We start from the raw sequence: 18,046 nt of genomic DNA, 5'->3' as shown, positions 1-18,046 counted from the left end.
ACATTCCCACACTACACGGAAAAATCTTTGAAGGGATTTTCCCTATGTGGAAATTTGCAAAACTGTTACCCTCAAAACAAACAAAATCAAACTTAACTTTTACAATTTACTGTCCAAACTTTGGGGGTAACTATAAGAAAAAGGGTGAAAAGACCTTTAAGGATTTGGTTTTAGGAGGAGTGTTTCAGATTATGATTACCGGGCATTTTTCCACCTTTAAATTAAGCATGTTTAGTCATTGACACGCGCCTGAATACTAAAAGGAGTAAAAACTTCTTTGATCAGGAATGAAAAAGTTTGTATAATCTGCAGTTAGGAAAGAAATGCATGCAAATTGTCTAAACACACTAAAACAAATATTTATTGTCGGCTGAAAAACTTTTGTATATTTGAGAGTTAGCTGTAATATTTTATAAAGCGATAACAAAATTAAACATTGAATATATTGAACGACCTGAATGGAATCATTTTGCTTCAAACATGGATTGGCGCACTCTGTACTCATCTATTATCACTTTACAATGACGATTTTAAAGGAACAATTCCCTTTATCAAAAAATTGATTCCAAGTAAAAGTGAAGCATTTTATATAAGAGTTGATTTTTTCATTTTACCTATTATAGGTGCATTACTAGCCTATGTATTACTTGATCCAACATCATTAAAATCTTCGATTTTTGCAGGAATAAGTTGGAGCGGTACGTTGCTAGCTATGCTAAAAAGAACAAATAAAAATATAGAAGAAAGCAACCATGAATAATATTTACTACATATATTTAATATCTGCATTTTCAACTTTGGCAATTGCAATATATACCTTTATTACAGCAAGAAATATTACAAAAAATCATAAGTATAAATACCTAGTTGTAATTTTAGTTGGAGTATTTGTTTTTACAGCAGTTATATTAAATTTATATTATGATGAAATTTTTCAAAAGAAAAATAAAAGTATTGCTGAACTCATAACTAAGAACAACAAAACTTTAATTGACACTAATAAAGAAATAGACAACCTAAATCTTCAAGAACTTGAAATATTAAGACAAGAAACTGAAATGCGTATTGATAGTCTAAAAAAAGAAAACGAGTTGCTTTTACAGTACAAAAAAGATATTGAAAAAATCGAAAAAATTGTAGGTACAAAGCCAGAAACAAAATCAGAAATTAAAAGAAAACTTAATAATAATACGGAAGAATTAGACAATATAATTGGTTATAATAAAAGATTAGATAAAAGCATTTTAGAAAAAAGAAAAGGAATTACATATTCTGGTAATACGAACATGTTTACCTTTGACTGTCCTAAAGATTATAATTCCGATATTTTAGAATTATCTTTAAAATTTATAGATGAGAATATTGTGAATGATATTGCTTACATGACTATCTCATTTTCTGAGCAAAAAGATCCGACTCATTATTTGTATATCAGCGAAGAAATTTTTGAACCTCAAAAAGGAACTAATTTTTTTAGAGTAAAAAATTTTTTCAAAAATAATAGAAACAAAAAAATAGAAATGTCTGTTGGTTATACTTTAAAAACTGAATCTAAAAAAGAGTATCCTAGAGTAGAAAAAATTGTTTGCAAAAATTACTAAAAAAACTCAATCAAAATAGCGCAAATGAGTTTCCCACATTCCACCAACAAAATTTTAACAACGCTAACAATAAATTATTAACAAAAAACTCTACTTTTGATTGTGTCTAAATAGGGGAAGATCACACGTTTTAATAGGGATTTCCTTATAAGTGTTTAGCCTGTATGTTTTTTAGCTTATCTTCCAGCTTACCAAAAATTGTTTCTGAATAAGTAGACTTTTCTCCTTCGATCAATTCTATATACATTGCTCTTTGTAAATCTGAAACATCAACTTTTTTTGCAATTAACTTACTGCCTGATATCTCAAGAAGCTGATAAGAAATGGGATTAGTAAGTTTTATTTTTTTCTTCAATTGAGGACATATTCCTTTCGCTTCAATCTCCTTTACAGGAATCACAACATTCCGAAAAGTTCCCATGTTATGTTTTGAAACTTTTATTCTATTTGATTTATAAACTACTCCATCCACTTTTTGATCTGATACAACCCATTGCAAAAGTAATTGTGGAATTATGTACTCTGGTTTAAACACCTCATTAGGTTTTTTTACTATTAACGAGCATGCTGCTAAAATTGGCCAATAACAGAGATAGGGGATTAATAAGTTTAATAATTTTCCTTCGGGGCTTTTAGTTGGAAAACATTTCTTTTTAATCTCGTTTGGAGAAGTGTCAAAAAATAAAAATTTCAATTTTGATTGAGAAAGATCTGCTCTTGCTACATGAAATGTATTTATATCAGGTCTCCCAAGTTCTTCCCAACATACAAAAATAGAATCGGCAAGATACAAACATGGTAAACCTGGAATACTATATCGTTGAGTTGATACTTTCTCTCTTATCTCAAAAGGTATATGAAATAATTCTTCTCTTTTTAATGATTTATTGTTAGAAATTCTGACACGATAAAATGGAGAATTAAAAGTGTTTAAATCTACCTTTTGTATTGGTAAATAACTAATATTGTCCAATAAATTTAACGCCTCCGATAAAGTAGTATAAGCTAAAGACGGAAACCCTTTCAAATAAGATGCAAGACTTGCTTTTATCTTTGTGATTTGATCTTCTATAAATGGAATTTTAGATTTTACTTGATTTCCCAAATCACCATCAAACTTTTTAAGTTCACTTAAGTAATCATTATAAACAATATTTAAATAGTCCTCAATGTTTTTTTCATCCCTTTGTTTAGGAAGACTGAAAATTGCATTACTGAATATTTCGGCATTAGTCTGTTTCATACTTTTCTATATGTTCGTGGATTTTAGTGATTATTAAATAATCTTCTGAAAACTCAGTTTTAATTGTTTCATTCGTAAAAACTCCTATTGACTTTGCATAATCATGCTGAATTCCCCTAACAATCCATCCATACTGTTTTTCACTTACTTCTGACTCTTTATTAATTTTATTACCTACTTGCATAAGCATACTCCTGAAACCAGAGTTGATAGTCTCTGAAATTATATTTCTTTGCTTTAAATAACTTGATATTGATTTCCAACAATCACCAGAAATTAGTTTTACTAATTCTTCAATACCCGTATAATCATTATGCTCATCAACTATTTCTTTTAGAAAGGTTAAAGGTTGAGAAGATTTTAAAATTTCATCCGAACGATTATACATAATCCTTCTTACTTTCTCAGGAGCTCTCACCACAATAAAAAGAAGTCCGATATCAAATCCAGTTTTATCTATAATATCAAATTCATCTTCTTCTAATTCACCTAATTCATTAAATACGGCAACTTCACTCACAGTTAGTCCAAGTTCTTGAGCCATAAATTCAATGACAACATGATTAATAGATGACTGCCAAAGCAGAAAGGCATCATATCGCTTTTGAAGAGAGATAGATGCATCTAGTAGTTTTAGTTTATCCCTCATTGCTACCTCCTTTTTCAGATGTTAGCCAAACTAATTGCTCGTCTCGAAAAGCAACAGCATCTTTCAATTCATAACCAAACTCTTCACATAATAGCAATAAAATACAATCTGATATGGCCCAACTTACTAAAAGGGAAATAGTTTTATCATCGCTATTGCTATTAATGAGGTTTCTATGAATCGGAGACTCTTCATTGATAATAATTGCCAATTCTCTGGATTCTTTTCTAAAATGATAAATCCAAGGTTTATTTTTTTCATTTTCACCTAATTTATCTATGATAGGATCTACAATTATAAACCAATCTCCTGTTGTGAGAATAATAGCGTTTTCTGGAGCTTCAATTTTTTCTGTAGTCGTTACAGTTGGTATTACATTTGAGAGAGCTTTTTTTATGGCTCTTTTATTCTTTTGAACTTTTTTAATTGTTTCTTTTACCTTTTCATGATCACCTGCTTTAAATTCTTCAGATGCTAGCATAATGGTTGTAATCGAAGATTCTAAAATTTCAGCAGCTTCCTTCCAGCTTTCTTTTGAATAATCAAAACCAACTTTGTGAAATGAAGGCACACACATATCCAAATGAATTTCTCCATAAGTTCTACCAAATTTTGGATGTGGATTTTTAGGCATTAAACCACCCAACCTACTAGGTAATTGATGGAATCTTTCTATTACTTGATTATTTTTAAACAGATGTAACCCCCATTTCCCTAGACCAGATGAACTCGTTTTCATTAATCCAAGCCAACCTTTTACTTGCACAGGATTTCCAGTTACTTCATCGTTGATGAACAGATTGAGTTCGTCCAGCTTGATAATTGTTTCAGGATAAACAGGTACTTCAATCTTTCCACAATTATACTCAATATCATTTTCCCTATCTATAACTTGTATACTAACATTTTCTATTGATATCTCAGGACTAAAAATTTCTTGAAGAGAATCTCTTACAGCGACTGCTGTCAAAGAACGATGACTTAAATCTTCAATTAGAATTGAAGTTCCAGATGTCCAATTACTTAAAGGACCATTCAATAACTCTTCAGTCGACTCACCTGCTATATTATTTCTATATTCATTGCTTACACCATCAGAATCTAATTCTCTAGTATTTAGCAGAAGTGTATGTTCTATATTTTTCTCACTTAATGATCGGGTATGAATCATGATTTTCCATCCTAAGCTTAAGCAAGCTACTTTCATCCCCATTCCAAACATCCCTTTTCTTACACGAAGAGATGGTCGTAAATTATCATTGGCTACTGAAACCTGAATAGCATTCTGAAGCTCTTCAGCAGTCATCCCAACTCCATTATCCTTTACTTCTATCGAATTTTTAGAAATGATGACCTGAATTAGAGGCTTCGTATTTTCATTCTCAGTACGCCAATCAAGTGAGTTTGCAACTAACTCAGCAATGGCTTGAGTTGGTTCCATACCCATTGCACCTAATCCTTTCGGCGTCCAAAAGCGATTACCTACATTCAGGTTTATTTGAAACTTATTCATAAAAAATACTTCTTTTTATTAATCAAATACTAAAGCGTATCAATTTAATTCATATCCTTGATAATATCGTTCATCCAATCATTAGCAATTGCATATCTTCTAAATGCTAGAAAATCTTCATTTTCGTTTATTGAATCACGAATGAAATTTCTTGTATTAGTATTTATAGCAACTTCTTGATCATGTTCAGTAATATTTACAATAAACGCATCTCGAATATGTTCCCTAAATCGATCTAAAAGACTTCTTCTGCTATCATTAAGACTTTTCCTGTCTATCTTACAAGTCTTGATAGTATACGAGAAACGGTTGTTGTCTGATTTAATACTTCCATCCTTTTCAAAATAGATTAAGCCATTAGGATCAGTTACTTCAGGATTAACCATTTTAGGAATCTCAATTGCGTCATATATTGTTGAACTAGAATTAATATTTCGGATGTTTAATTCTGTGTTTTCAAAATTTACTAAAACACCATCTATTTCAAAATTTGTACTTTTATGTGTATTACATGTTGGACATGACATGAGTAAATTATCCCAAGAAAACGCTAGCCAATAATATGTGTCTTTTGGTCTAAAATGCTCCACATGAGTTAATTCTTCTTTTTGCTCACAGAATGCACATTTTCCTTTATATATAATGTTCAAAGCATCTCTGATGTCATCTAATTTATATCTAGAATTGTAATTTTTTGTAGGAATTTTAGAAGTAGAATTATCATCATTGGTTATATATATAACCTTAGCAGGATCTTGACTAGGATAAAAACCAGCCTCAATGACTTGCATTCTCCGTTCATGAGTTTTATTAGATTGTTGAGGAATTGAAACTACGTTTCTTCCTATACGATCTGGAAACAAATCAGCAAAAGCAGGTTTTAACGATTCTGGGATATTATCTAGGCTTTTAGTTATTTTTATCATCTTTATTTCCTAGTTCTTCATTAATAATTTGCTGAATCATTGCATCTATATCAGCATCACTCAAAAATATTTTACCTGCTTCCCTTTGTTCTGCTAAAGTATTTTCTAGCTGTTGATTTATTCTATATAACAAATATGTTTCACTTGTGTCTGCATAATCTTCTTCTGAATTAAGACGGGAGTCCTCTAAACCAAATAAAGGAGAGGTAATAAGTGTGTTAATCATTAATCGGTTAAGATCTTTTCTAAAATAAGGATCACTTACTTTGGTTTTCCCATCTTCCGGATTACGATAAACTCGATATAAAATTGCATCGTCTGAAGCTCCTTGAACTATTGTAGGGCTATGAGTAGTGAAGATGAATTGTACATTTGGAAATATGCTACGCAATTTTTTCACAACGATTCTTTGCCATTTAGGATGTAAATGCAAATCAATTTCGTCAACTAAGACGATCCCTTTTAAATCTTTAATGCTTTGACCTTCTTTTGCATTTTTATTCAGTCTAAAAATTAAATCTGATACGAATATTAATATACTTTTATAACCTTCAGAAAGTTGATCAAATGTTAACGTCGCATTTTTCTCTTTAAACGTTACACCTGCACCGTCAATTTTTATTTCAACATGCTTTTCTAATAAATCAAAAAACATTTCTTCTAGCTCAATAACTGAAAAAGAATTTGGTAAATCTTTCTCTTCAGCTATCATATTATGTTTGTCTAAACTTTTCTCTAATTCTAGTAATTTTTGATCTTTGAGCCAAGACACTGGATTAATCATTGTTTCATCACTATCAAACAAGGACATAAAACCATACTCTTCGGGATTATCTGTACTAACTCTACCTCTATGTGTTCCATAGGCAAAAAAGTTATTTAAAAAAAGTCCTCTTTGGGGATTGTATTCAGAGCCATATTCGTCAATGGCAGACAATTGAATTTTTTTATTGTTTCTTAAAATGTCCGAAGCTTTTCCAGTTTTTTCCTGATCTGTTTTTTCTGTAATAAAATTTCCATTAAAAGCTAAATATGTAGCCATTAATATTAGTGACTTTCCATCCCCATTTTCACCTAGAAAATAAATTTCTTTTGAATTATTGAAATCTAATAAAACATTTTCTACAGATAGAAAATCTAAGATATTAACTGATTTGATAAATCCTGTTTCTGATACATTTTCTCCTTCAATCCACATTTTAAATTGTTGTTCGGAAACACTCAATGCTTTATGAAAATTATTACTTAAACATACATCATAAAAATCATGATCAGAGAATTCATCAATATTTACTAATCTTGAAATTCTTTCTAATAATACTTGTTTAAATAATTTACCAACTTCAGAATTTTGAAAAATAGGAGAAAACTCGTATGGAACTTTGTCTTTTCTTCTAAAAGAAGGATCAGCTGCACCAGATTCAACTAATGCACTTCTAATGTTTGTGTATTGCTTATGTTTATCTTCAACAACAAACATCCCTTTCATCTCTCCCGATGAATATTTTTCCGCAAAATCATTTACAACACCTCCATGTGTAAAAAGTAGAGCAAAAAAAGCAAAAAGCTTTTTTTCGTTCGGATATTTCTGAATTTCTATCCAATAACTTGGTGTAGGATCTTCAAGTGATTTAATCCCTAAGAATGATCTCAAAATAGGTTCGTCAATTCCAGCCTCTTTTTTCTTGAATTTCTCAATAGTATCTACACTATGAATCACTTCCATAACTTGGACAATATCGTACTTCGTCCATGAAGTCTTAAGCTTAGTAAAATCAATATCAATCATTACTATTATCTTAATTTAGCGATTACTAAATATTCTTTTACGTCTTTACTTTTATCATCACTACGCCCCATTGTACTGTGCTTATAATCTTGTTCTTTATAACTCACATCATAATCTTTACCAATATTATCCTTTGCGATCTGCATTATTTCTTCCAAGGATATCATACCTGTATTACTGTAACTAAGAATTATATCTGACTTTTTCTTCTTAATTCCTATAAACAACGCTTGAAAGGCTTTCTTCACTTCTGTTCTTCTTCCAAAAGGAGATTGGTGTCTATCTGAACGGTATCTTCCTTTATGATCAACTTGGGGGTAATCATATTTAACTAATGTTTCTATAGCATGATAAAATCTGGAATAGTGAACAAATGCATAAGGTGGATCAGCATAAACCAAAGTCCCTGTTTCTATTTTTTCTAAGCATTTTCTGTAATCTAACGAGGTAACTGTATGATCAAGATTGTTACTACCCAGATGTTGTTTAAGTTGATTAAACTTCGTTTCAAAATAAGGTTTAATGTCTCTTAAACGATAAATCAATATGTCATTTTTAGAAGACTCACTTTTAGCGTCACGGTATTGTGCATAGTGTCCCGTACTTTGAGAGCAATAAGACATACTATACATAAGGCTTGAAAGAATAACATAGTACACAGGAGTATTTCTATAATCTTCTGCAACTCTTCTTAAAGCATCAATCCACAAACATTGTTCGAATGACCAATATGTTCCAGAATAATATTTTGTAAACAAATGGTATAATGAGCCATCAAAATTATAATCTAATAATTTTTGCTGTTTCTTTTCTAACTGGACGAATTGTTTGATTGTCATTTCAGCAGAATAAGTATAGTTCAAATTAGCATATTCCTCCTTGAAATTCTTGACATGATCATTTGCTGCAATCAAGATGTCTTCTAGAGTACTACTAAATTGTTGCCAATCATAATTTGACAAATATGTCTTAGATAATACTGCTGAATATTCTTGAATGTCATTAGAGTGGATTGGAATTAATTTACCCAAAGCCCCAGATAAAACACTCGTACCCGCAAATAAATCGCATACCTTACCCTCTGTATATACTTCATTAATAGCACCAATCACAAAATCCAAAATACTTCTCTTGGAACCCATATATTTAGTTATGTGTGGTACTTTATGATCATATTCCTTTAATAAGTCTACAGAACTTTTCAAAGAGGGTATTTCTGTCGCTAATCTATTCATATATATTTCTTATTGTATAATTCATGCCGCTATAAATATTTGTTTTATCTATTCAAGGGCATTTTGTTTTTTTTGTAAATATAGCTACAATTAGATAATTATCTCTTTAAATGGGATTTTTATATAAAAAAAACTGCTCACTCACGAATCTTTCAAGTAGTTTACCAACCGACGTATTATAGTTTGACGTTTAGTGCTGATCCAGTAACATCACTGGCTTCAAAAACTTAAAGATTTCAGCCTTGATCATTACTAGTATTGCAGTGTTTACAAATGTAGTTTTTAGCGTTTTAAACGCATTCATAAAACTTAGGTGAACTTATGATGAATCTTGAACTATTCAAAATAGAGTACTCATTATTTTGTCAAAACGTTTTTTTAATTTCATTGTAAAATATCTCCCGCCAATTGCACATAAGACGTCAGCTTTTGGCGCGGGCCTCTTTTAGATTTGCTCTATCAAAAATAAAAAACAATGGATCAAATTACCAGAGAAAGAATTGCAAAACTTCATCCTTCAATAAGAGAAGAAGTCAGGAATATTATTGAAGACTGCGACAGTGCACTCAATGGAAGAGCTAAAATCCGTATTACGCAGGGGCTGAGAACTTTTAAGGAACAGGAAGATCTTTATTCTTTGGGAAGAACTAAAGCCGGTAAAAAAGTAACCAACGCCAAAGCCGGACAAAGCATACACAATTATGGCCTGGCGGTAGATATCTGTCTCATAATCGACGGAAAAACGGCGAGTTGGGACACGGTAAAGGACTGGGACAATGATAAGGTCGCCGATTGGTATGAATGTGTGAAAATTTTCGCAAAATATGGTTGGGATTGGGGTGGAAACTGGAAAACATTTAAAGATTTTCCTCATTTTGAAAGAAAAAATATTATAACAAAAAAAGGCATTGCTAAAACCAGCTGGAGGGTACTGGCGGGATTTGAAATGGATATAAACGGTTATCGTGTCCTGAAATAAAAAATAACACGACGGCTTTTGGCGTACCGCAATGCTAGTTTTGCCTGATAAGAAAACAAAATGAAAAAAGTTACCATACTCTCGTTGGACGGTGGAGGAATCAGAGGAATTATTTCCTGCATCATCCTCCGCTATGTAGAAGAACAGCTGCAAAAATATGATCACCCCCAGGCTAAAATCGGAGATTATTTTGATTTGGTTGCTGGCAGCAGCACTGGCGGACTGATCGCAGCTATTCTGCTGCATCCGGATGAAAACAGAAAGGCCAAATATTCAATTCAGAAAGGGCTGGAGCTGTACTCCGAAAAAGGGGGAGATATTTTTCAGGTTTCTTTCTGGGAAAAGCTGATCAATCCGTTTGGGCTTTTCAATGAGAAAATTTCTGAAGAAGCACTGGAGAAAAACCTTAATGAATTTTTTGGAAAACTCGAATTAAAGGAACTGATCAAACCGTGTTTAATAACCAGTTACGATATAGAAAACCGGAGGGCAAAACTTTTTAATTCGTGGCAGGCACATCTAAGTACAGATAATTTTCTTGTCAAAGATATCTGCCGTGCAACTTCCGCAGCACCTACGTACTTCAGTCCGGTACAGATTAAATCAATGTACGGGCAGGTTTTCAGTCTGATCGACGGCGGTATGTATGCAAACAACCCTGCACTTTGTGCCTACGCTGAAGCAAGAAAAATTCAGTTTACAGAAGTTTTAAAAAATCATCAGAAAGTAAATAATCCCGGCGTAAACGATATGATGATGATCTCTTTGGGAACCGGAGTTGAAGCAAAAAGCTATCCTTTTAAGAAAATGCTGAAAGCAGGAAAAATCAGTTGGGTCACTCCGATTATTGATATTTTGATGTCAGCCAACGCAGAGACCGTCGATTATCAGCTCTGTCAGATGTTCCGGACTTTAGGGGAAAGGAACAGAAAAAATTACTACAGGTTAAACCCATCTTTAAAAAATGCGTCTCCGGCGATGGACAATGTAAGCAGGACCAATATCGAAAATCTGATACAGGCAGGATTAAGTTATATCGAGGACAACAAAGAAATTTTAAATCAGATTATTCAGAAACTGATTAAAAATAAAATATAAGTGCTCCGGATTATTATTTAAAAAATTAGGTAATGCGGTTATATTTTTTGAAATGTTGGTTTTCTGCCCCGATGTTTTGGAACAAAGAAGCAATTAAAAATATTCCTTCCTGCAAAATAAGAATTTTTAATACGTCGGGTTTTGGCGCTGCTGAAAATTATCTTTGAGAGGTAAAACAAAGGAGAAGCAAAACATCATATAAACCTTCAGAATGTGCTCGAGTTCAATGTTTTTAAAACACTTCATTTTAACCCAAACCCCAAACTAACCATGGAAAGATTACCTCAAAATACAGAAATACTTACTGATCAAAGGAGCTATACGGCTGCATATAATGATATTGAAATTACTGACCCGGATGATGTGGTTGATCTTGATGAGATCGAAAATTTTTTCAGGGAAGATTTCGAAAATAACATTTCAGAAGAACCTGTTTTTTAAATACGTCAGGTTCTGTCGTCAGGGTTGGTCTCTTAAAATACCGGGTACAAAGAACAAAGAATCATTAAAATCTTTATAAAGCCTTTGAATTTAACATTCGCAGAATGTTGAACAGCCAGGAATATGTTTAAGAATGGACAGAAAAAAACACTTAAAAATGAATTTGCATATCAAAGATTGAGGTGGAGGTATTTGCTTGAAACCACGTGAAAAAAGCAAGGCAGAAACTGAAGTGATTCTATAAAAAGATCCTTCGAATTCTAGATAATAACAAAAAAATAATTTCAAATGGAGAACAACGGAGAAGAAAAAGGCTATATACCGAACCGCGTGATTCCCAAGGAAAGCCTGAAAACTTATTTTGAAAATGGGGACATTCCTGAAGAACAGAATTTCTGGGAATGGCAGGATTCTTACTGGCACAAAAATGATCCCCAGGATGTGATTCCTTCGGACAGGGTTGATTTATCAGGAAAAGCGGATAAGAATGCGACCAATCTCGATGGGGAGAATGTGCTGAATTGGAGAGCAAAACTGAATATTCAGGATCCCGACCATATAGGACCTGTATCAAATACACAAAGTGGTATTGTGGATAATACTGCTTTGCAGGAATTGGGGGGTGCGGATAAATCAATACACGGAGTGAGAATAGGCACTGGGGAAGGAAGTGCAACAGAGTGGTCTACTGCTTTTGGACGGAACGCTTTAATTGCTAATACAACTGGCGAGAGTAATAATGCTTTTGGACGGGATGCTTTGGCAGCGAATACCGCTGGTGTTTATAATACGGCTTTGGGTGATTACAGTCTTCCTAAAAACACAAATGGCGTTTGGAATACGGCAGTGGGAAGTTCAGCATTAAATAATAACAGCACAGGACAGAGAAATGTTGCTTTTTCAGCAGGCCTTTACTGGAACACCTCAGGTTCTCATAATGTGGCAGGGGGTATGGCTGCGGGCTATGCCAATAGTTCAGGAAGCTATAATACCTATTTAGGCAGAGCGGCAGGATATGATAATGGATTGGGAAGTTATAACGTCGGAGTAGGTTCGCTCGCACTGATATTAAATGGGGGAGGATGGAATACCGGAGGGTCGAATGTAAATATGAACCGCAATGTTTTTATAGGATCATATCTGAGAGGAACTTCCACCCAAAGTGACACCCTCGCTGTTGATAATAAAGGAGGAACCATCACCGATGCGCAAAATGCATTATTGTATGGCGGCTTTTCACTGGCAAACAGATTTTTAAAAATTAACGGAGCTTTTTCTGTTAATCCTGCCTATATCCCCAATGCGCAGGGTGATATAACTTACGCCAAGCAGATAACAGCCAAAGCGGATGGTACTTTTGGGTGGGAAGACAGGGGGATTCCAACTGCATTTGTCTCTCCGGTTACGCTGGGAGGTATCTCTGCAGGATATACCGTTCCGAAGGGAACAGAATTACTGTCGTTTATGCAGATGCTGCTGAATGCTACGCAATATCCAAGTTATACTAACCCTTCACAAACATTCACTAATGACAGAGGGATTGTTAATGGAGGTATTTATGAAATTGGAACAACTTTCAGCAATGTTACTTTTTCTAAAACATATGCTCAGGGGATTATTAGGGGAAAAACCGTTAACGGAATTTGGGAGGCCAATACCGAGCAGGGAAAAAGGAGTGGTGCTCTGGTGTCCTTTACAATCAACGGAACTGACATTGGCGTCAATCAAAGTCTTAATATGGGAAATGTGATCGTTGCGTATGGGACGAACACCATCACTTCTGCTGCTTCTTATGCTAAAGGGGATCAACCGGTTGACAGCATGGGAAATAATTTTCAAACTCCTTTGCCGGCAGCAGCTCCTGAAATGAATATCAGTTTTTCCGGAGTATTTAAAGCTTTTTACGGAAATACAGCTGCGGCAACAGTCTCAACAGGAGCGGAAGTAAGGTTACTGCCGAATGCGAATATGATTTCTACTTTAAAGAAAGTGATTTTAGTAACAGGCAATACCAATGTTAATTATCATGTATTTCTGCCAAGTTCTTTTGTGGTTACAAAAGTAATCGATCTCAGCAACAGCAATCAGGATATAACGGACAGGTATGAGTTACTCGGCACATTCGAGGTACCGGATGCTGCCGGAACTCCGAGAACCTATATGCATTACCGGATGATCAACAGTGCCCCCTATTCAGCATCACACAATCACGAAATAACGTTTAACTAATTAATATCAAAATTATGATCGCAATCAAATCAAACAAAGACTTAATGTTTCCCCCGTCGTTTAAGGGAACGGTCACCATGAAAATGGACCTGATTCAGAATAAACCTGACCAGCAGGTGTATGAAATACGCATCACAGACACCTGTACCAAAGAGGTAGAGGAAGAAATTGAAGTTTCCGTTGATACAGATGGAGAAAATCAAACTCAGACACAGACACAGTTGGTCACTAAGCAGTTTGGTAAAGAACAGGTCCGGTTCAAAACCATGTCGTACGCCGAATTAGATGCCCTCGCTTCCGAACTAAATATTGACCTGTCAGATAAAACCCAATTAAGAGAAAACATCAATGAGCTTTTCAGACAGGGGTTTCTGCTCGTTACTCAAAAAGAATGCTTGGAAGGCCGCGGAATTTATTTCAGCGAAGCACAGGATTGGGAAACCGTTAATCCTTAAAAATCAACATCTCTAAAAATATTCCGCCGGAATATTTGAAAACTCCACTTTAAATCAGTCCGCATATTTTTAAAATTTCAATGATGTAAATAATTGAAACAGCCAAAAATATGTCCAGAAAATAATAATTAACAATTTAAAATGTTACAAATGTCAACAAATAAAACTACAAATAATGTTGCCAACGCGGCATCTCAAACACTGTTCCGCTTTACAAGCTTAAGGAACCCTCAGCTGACAGAAACGAAAAAAGAAAATTTGGGCTTTATTCGCCGCCCGGAAGTTGAAGAAATGAAAGGGTTCTTCGACCGTACTCTCGAGACCTGGTCTGCATCTGATGGCATTACCAGGTTCAGCGCTTTGGTAATAGCAGCAAGAAATTTTGTTGTGGCAGAAGATTTTTCAACAGAGAAGAAAATAATAGAAAAATATCAAAACCTGATCGATTTAGGCAAAACGATTTCCCGAAAAGAAACAGTTACGGAAACCATTCTCAGTAATGCCGCTGCTGAATGGAGCGGTAACATCCTGCACAGAAAGGAACTTTGGGATCATTTTATTTACCAGGTCGTTACTCAAAAGGACTTTTATATTAAAGAAGCGATCGGACAGGTTATTAAAGCCATTCATTATGTAGAAGCAGCAGATTTAACGGAAAATGAAGATAACAGAAAAATTAATGGCTTCGATTTCAGGGCAAAAGCCGCCTCCGCAGTAATCGTTTTTCCTGAAGCATTGGTTTTGGATCCAAAGCCTCCGGTGATTAAAATCCCGTTTACGGTGGATGTAAGCAGAATAAGCGAGGACAGAATCAAGTACGCCGAACTGCGGGACCTCTCTGTTATGGAGCAGAATCAACTTTCTCATCTTGCCAATACCGAGGTGGAAGTCTCTAAAAATATTCTGAAAAAAGAAAGCTTGGAAAAGCTTAAAAATGAATTGGTGCAGGTACAAAAGGATTATAATGAATCTTGTGGCCGTGCATACCAGGAACAGTATGAAAGTTATAAGGCGGATATTCAGCCGGAACTGGATCGTTATGCCATCGAGATCAAGGCCGTGGAAGATACCTTTACAGATCGATTGACGGATGCAGAAAAAGAAGTAGCCTATCAGCATGTTTCGATGCCGGATATTCCTAAATTTGAGTTCATTTATCAGAATGAAATAGATCTTTATCACCTGCAAAGTGTGTTGACCTCAGATTCATTTGCCCTGTTTTTGGAATTGTTTACTGATTACAGTAATGATTTAAAGGCTTCAATCTATAATAATCCTGCTGCGGAAGTGATCATTCTGGTGAGTTCAGCAACTTTAGCCGAGATTAATGACTTCCCGTTGAGGTTGAATAAATTATTTGCAAAATTTAGTACTGTTTTATCAAGAATTGACGAAAGCATTTCGGAAAGTTTTGCGAAGGTACTCTCCACTAAGGAAGTTTCGCAGAAAATGTATGCGAGTGTAGGGGGTGTTTTAATTCCACTGGTAAATCCGGTAAAAACCGTTGCCAATACTTTTTATTTACAGGCGGTGACCAAAAGAATGCTGTTTGCAAATAATGAAGCATATGTACAGTTTGGGTTTGCCGTAGAAGACAGTTCATGGTCTGTTTCTTCGATGCAAATCACAGCAAGCACCAATACAGGCACTCACCAGGAGATGTTGCATAATATTCCGGTAGTGGACGGTAAAATCACACCATCCCCTGTTTTTGTCAATAAATTCAGTACCCTTAGCAATTTGAAAATTGAAATTTGGTTTGATAATCAGTGTGAAAGTATTTTGGAACTTGCCAATATTGTTTCTGACAGAGATGTAAGTGGGGTATTGGTTATTGACAGACCTATCGCTGACAATGGAGGTGTTCTCAATGCCGCCATTGCGCCAACCGTTTTCCAGCCTAAACATTTCGGGGTGAAAAGATTGGGAATCGCAGATTACCTTAAAGTTGAGCAAAGCGTTCACGCGTATGTTCCGGGAGAGGTTTCCAATATTGAAAATGTCATGGCAAGTGAGTTGAGACATAAGTCCTCCACCTCCCGGGAGTATTCTGAAATTACAGATTCAACCTCTAAAAGTCAGGAAACCGAGAAAATGTCGGATACCGCCAAAACTTCGAGAACCGATATGCAGACTGAAGTCGCGCGTGAATTGGACAGACAGCAAAGTATCGAAGCTCACACTTCTTTCAGTGCAGAAGGAGGTCGTTGGAAATTTGAAGTTGGAGGAAGCTATGCCAACAATACTGCGCAACACGACAGTACAAGACAGGCCGTTGCCAAGTCTCAGGAGATTACTGAAAGAGCACTGGAAAGAGTATTAAGTAAAATTTCTGAAGAAAGGGTAGAAAAAATCATCAGAGAGTACACCGAAACCAATGTACACGAATTTGATAACCGTGGTAAAGTAATGGCTACAACAGATGGAGAATCAGCCCATCCCCAACACATCACGGGGGTATACCGATGGGTAGATAAAAAAATGAAAAACCAGATCTACAATTACGGCAAACGTACCATGTTTGAATTTATGATTCCCGAGCCGTCAAGGTTGCATCAGTTGGCTACAAGTTCCGCAAAACAGACTTTTACAGAACCTGTGGATCCTAGAGTAACAACCATGCCAAGTGCTGATGTTGATGAGGCTGTTTTGAGGTATTGGGCCAATATGTATGGAGTGCAGCCAACTGAGCTTCCCAAAGAAAATATAGAACATCATATTCCATACGAATGGTTCAAATTGAAAAGAAGCCAGGAGCAGCGCTTTAAAGAGTTGAGTATCCCCGAAAATTATGCGGCTAAAGATGTTACCGTCTATTTTGGTTATGAATATGGTTATATGTTAGTCAGCAATTTCAAAGGAGGAGACATGGCACTGCCTTATGTTGGAAATGGCTCAATTGACAGCAATTATTTTGTAACGGGGTTAAATATTACTGAAAAATTCATCTTCAAATATCAAGGCTTTGGTGTAGATTCATTTAACGTTACTTTTAAATTTAACTGCAAACTCTCTGATGCATTCATGCTTTCCTGGAAAAAAGAACAGTTTAACAAGATTATTGCTGCCTATAATGTCGCCAAAGAAAAATTTGACGCTGATGTAAAAGCAGCGGCAGAGTCAGCAGCTGCACAGGAAAAAGACAACAAGGCGAAAGCATCCATTTTCTACCGTAACACAGAAGCCAATGTTTTAAAACACAACTGTATCGCTTATCTGTTGCAGACTTATAATACGCTGGGGAAAGCAATGTCTGTAGATGACGGAACGCTGATGCAGAGTTTTTCTATGAAATTTGGTGATGATCTGGATCAATATACCGCATTGGCCAAGTTTATGGAACAGGCTTTTGAATGGAATGTGATGGATTATACCTTCTACCCTTATTATTGGGCGAATAAAAACCATTGGCAGGATCTTTATCTGTCGGAAGAAATCGATCCATTGTTCCGCAGCTTCCTGCAGGCGGGTATGGCAAGAGTTATTGTAACCGTAAAACCGGGCTTCGAAAATGCCGTACAGTTCTTTATGACCACCGGTAGAATCTGGAACGGCGGTGAAGTTCCTGTAATTGGCGATCCTTTGTATTTATCAATTGTGGATGAACTGAGACAGCCAACAGGCGAACCACAAGGTAAATATTGGATTACGAGAATCCCAACGACTTTAACAATTTTACAGGCGAAATCTGTAGGATTAGTAGTAACCGATGCTTTGCCAATTTTCCCGGAAATGGATCCTGAGAATTGTGAAAATCCTTTGGAATTGGAAACTGAAAGTGCGTTTGGAGAACCACAGGATGTCATAATGCAAAATACACCGGGAACTACAAGTACGTTAGCATAACAATAATTTAATGAAATGGTGGTTTATTGCCACCATTTCTAT

The 18,046-nt window shown here is 35.1% G+C and carries 15 protein-coding genes; 9 read left to right on the top strand and 6 right to left on the bottom strand.

Annotated elements, in window-relative coordinates; genetic code table 11:
- The 3 genes from KSK37_RS13435 to KSK37_RS13425 form a co-directional block, all read left to right on the top strand.
- Positions 1-242: hypothetical protein (locus KSK37_RS13435; RefSeq protein WP_217202045.1), on the top strand; the 242-nt coding region annotated here is incomplete at its 5' end.
- A gap of 203 nt (positions 243-445) precedes the next feature.
- Positions 446-760: a hypothetical protein gene (locus tag KSK37_RS13430; RefSeq protein WP_217202044.1), complete on the top strand. Its 315-nt coding sequence runs from the start codon at positions 446-448 to the stop codon at positions 758-760.
- On the top strand, positions 753-1,601 hold the full coding sequence (locus KSK37_RS13425) for a hypothetical protein (RefSeq protein WP_217202043.1): 849 nt from the start codon (positions 753-755) through the stop codon (positions 1,599-1,601). Before KSK37_RS13430 ends, KSK37_RS13425 begins: the two co-directional genes overlap by 8 nt.
- A gap of 145 nt (positions 1,602-1,746) precedes the next feature.
- Here KSK37_RS13425 and KSK37_RS13420 read toward each other — a convergent pair whose 3' ends face one another.
- From KSK37_RS13420 to KSK37_RS13395, 6 genes are read right to left on the bottom strand one after another with little or no spacing between them, the layout of a single operon-like run.
- Positions 1,747-2,844, bottom strand: coding sequence for a hypothetical protein (locus tag KSK37_RS13420; RefSeq protein WP_217202042.1), 1,098 nt, complete (start codon positions 2,842-2,844; stop codon positions 1,747-1,749).
- The gene (locus tag KSK37_RS13415) at positions 2,831-3,493 is read right to left on the bottom strand and encodes a hypothetical protein (RefSeq protein WP_217202041.1); all 663 of its coding nucleotides are present in this window, start codon (positions 3,491-3,493) and stop codon (positions 2,831-2,833) included. The genes KSK37_RS13420 and KSK37_RS13415 overlap by 14 nt, the downstream gene beginning before the upstream one ends.
- Positions 3,483-5,006: an ATP-binding protein gene (locus tag KSK37_RS13410; protein ID WP_217202040.1), complete on the bottom strand. Its 1,524-nt coding sequence runs from the start codon at positions 5,004-5,006 to the stop codon at positions 3,483-3,485. The genes KSK37_RS13415 and KSK37_RS13410 overlap by 11 nt, the downstream gene beginning before the upstream one ends.
- Positions 5,007-5,050: 44 nt before the next feature.
- The gene (locus KSK37_RS13405) at positions 5,051-5,932 is read right to left on the bottom strand and encodes a retron system putative HNH endonuclease (protein ID WP_217202039.1); all 882 of its coding nucleotides are present in this window, start codon (positions 5,930-5,932) and stop codon (positions 5,051-5,053) included.
- Entirely contained in the window at positions 5,916-7,721 is a 1,806-nt protein-coding gene (locus KSK37_RS13400) for an AAA family ATPase (RefSeq protein WP_217202038.1), read from the bottom strand. The genes KSK37_RS13405 and KSK37_RS13400 overlap by 17 nt, the downstream gene beginning before the upstream one ends.
- Before the next feature lie 5 nt (positions 7,722-7,726).
- Entirely contained in the window at positions 7,727-8,956 is a 1,230-nt protein-coding gene (locus tag KSK37_RS13395) for a DNA adenine methylase (RefSeq protein ID WP_217202037.1), read from the bottom strand.
- Positions 8,957-9,431: 475 nt separating this feature from the next.
- Here KSK37_RS13395 and KSK37_RS13390 point away from each other — a divergent pair, with 475 nt between their 5' ends.
- The 6 genes from KSK37_RS13390 (at position 9,432) to KSK37_RS13365 (ending at position 18,004) form a co-directional block, all read left to right on the top strand.
- A complete protein-coding gene (locus KSK37_RS13390; RefSeq protein WP_217202036.1) occupies positions 9,432-9,935 on the top strand; it encodes a M15 family metallopeptidase in 504 nt (167 codons plus the stop codon).
- A gap of 60 nt (positions 9,936-9,995) precedes the next feature.
- A complete protein-coding gene (locus KSK37_RS13385) occupies positions 9,996-11,033 on the top strand; it encodes a patatin-like phospholipase family protein (RefSeq protein ID WP_217202035.1) in 1,038 nt (345 codons plus the stop codon).
- A 270-nt stretch (positions 11,034-11,303) separates the two neighbouring features.
- Positions 11,304-11,474 (top strand): hypothetical protein, encoded by a 171-nt coding sequence (locus tag KSK37_RS13380; RefSeq protein WP_217202034.1) that lies wholly within the window; start codon positions 11,304-11,306, stop codon positions 11,472-11,474.
- Between the two features lie 288 nt (positions 11,475-11,762).
- Positions 11,763-13,703 (top strand): autotransporter outer membrane beta-barrel domain-containing protein, encoded by a 1,941-nt coding sequence (locus KSK37_RS13375; protein ID WP_217202033.1) that lies wholly within the window; start codon positions 11,763-11,765, stop codon positions 13,701-13,703.
- A 14-nt stretch (positions 13,704-13,717) separates the two neighbouring features.
- Positions 13,718-14,158: a hypothetical protein gene (locus KSK37_RS13370; RefSeq protein ID WP_217202032.1), complete on the top strand. Its 441-nt coding sequence runs from the start codon at positions 13,718-13,720 to the stop codon at positions 14,156-14,158.
- 150 nt (positions 14,159-14,308) lie between these two features.
- Positions 14,309-18,004, top strand: coding sequence for a hypothetical protein (locus KSK37_RS13365; RefSeq protein ID WP_217202031.1), 3,696 nt, complete (start codon positions 14,309-14,311; stop codon positions 18,002-18,004).
- Positions 18,005-18,046 lie beyond the last annotated feature (42 nt).

The sequence above is a fragment of the Kaistella soli genome (assembly GCF_019038595.1).
Classification (GTDB): domain Bacteria; phylum Bacteroidota; class Bacteroidia; order Flavobacteriales; family Weeksellaceae; genus Kaistella; species Kaistella soli.
This window is presented reverse-complemented; position numbering and strand designations above follow the sequence as displayed.

Excerpts from the sequence above, each read along its gene's own strand:
- KSK37_RS13425 (WP_217202043.1), top strand. The coding sequence starts at position 753 with ATGAATAATATTTACTACATATATTTAATATCTGCATTTTCAACTTTG.
- KSK37_RS13420 (WP_217202042.1), bottom strand. The coding sequence starts at position 2,844 with ATGAAACAGACTAATGCCGAAATATTCAGTAATGCAATTTTCAGTCTT.
- KSK37_RS13415 (WP_217202041.1), bottom strand. The coding sequence starts at position 3,493 with ATGAGGGATAAACTAAAACTACTAGATGCATCTATCTCTCTTCAAAAG.
- KSK37_RS13410 (WP_217202040.1), bottom strand. The coding sequence starts at position 5,006 with ATGAATAAGTTTCAAATAAACCTGAATGTAGGTAATCGCTTTTGGACG.
- KSK37_RS13405 (WP_217202039.1), bottom strand. The coding sequence starts at position 5,932 with ATGATAAAAATAACTAAAAGCCTAGATAATATCCCAGAATCGTTAAAA.
- KSK37_RS13400 (WP_217202038.1), bottom strand. The coding sequence starts at position 7,721 with ATGATTGATATTGATTTTACTAAGCTTAAGACTTCATGGACGAAGTAC.
- KSK37_RS13395 (WP_217202037.1), bottom strand. The coding sequence starts at position 8,956 with ATGAATAGATTAGCGACAGAAATACCCTCTTTGAAAAGTTCTGTAGAC.
- KSK37_RS13390 (WP_217202036.1), top strand. The coding sequence starts at position 9,432 with ATGGATCAAATTACCAGAGAAAGAATTGCAAAACTTCATCCTTCAATA.
- KSK37_RS13385 (WP_217202035.1), top strand. The coding sequence starts at position 9,996 with ATGAAAAAAGTTACCATACTCTCGTTGGACGGTGGAGGAATCAGAGGA.
- KSK37_RS13380 (WP_217202034.1), top strand. The coding sequence starts at position 11,304 with ATGGAAAGATTACCTCAAAATACAGAAATACTTACTGATCAAAGGAGC.
- KSK37_RS13375 (WP_217202033.1), top strand. The coding sequence starts at position 11,763 with ATGGAGAACAACGGAGAAGAAAAAGGCTATATACCGAACCGCGTGATT.
- KSK37_RS13370 (WP_217202032.1), top strand. The coding sequence starts at position 13,718 with ATGATCGCAATCAAATCAAACAAAGACTTAATGTTTCCCCCGTCGTTT.
- KSK37_RS13365 (WP_217202031.1), top strand. The coding sequence starts at position 14,309 with ATGTCAACAAATAAAACTACAAATAATGTTGCCAACGCGGCATCTCAA.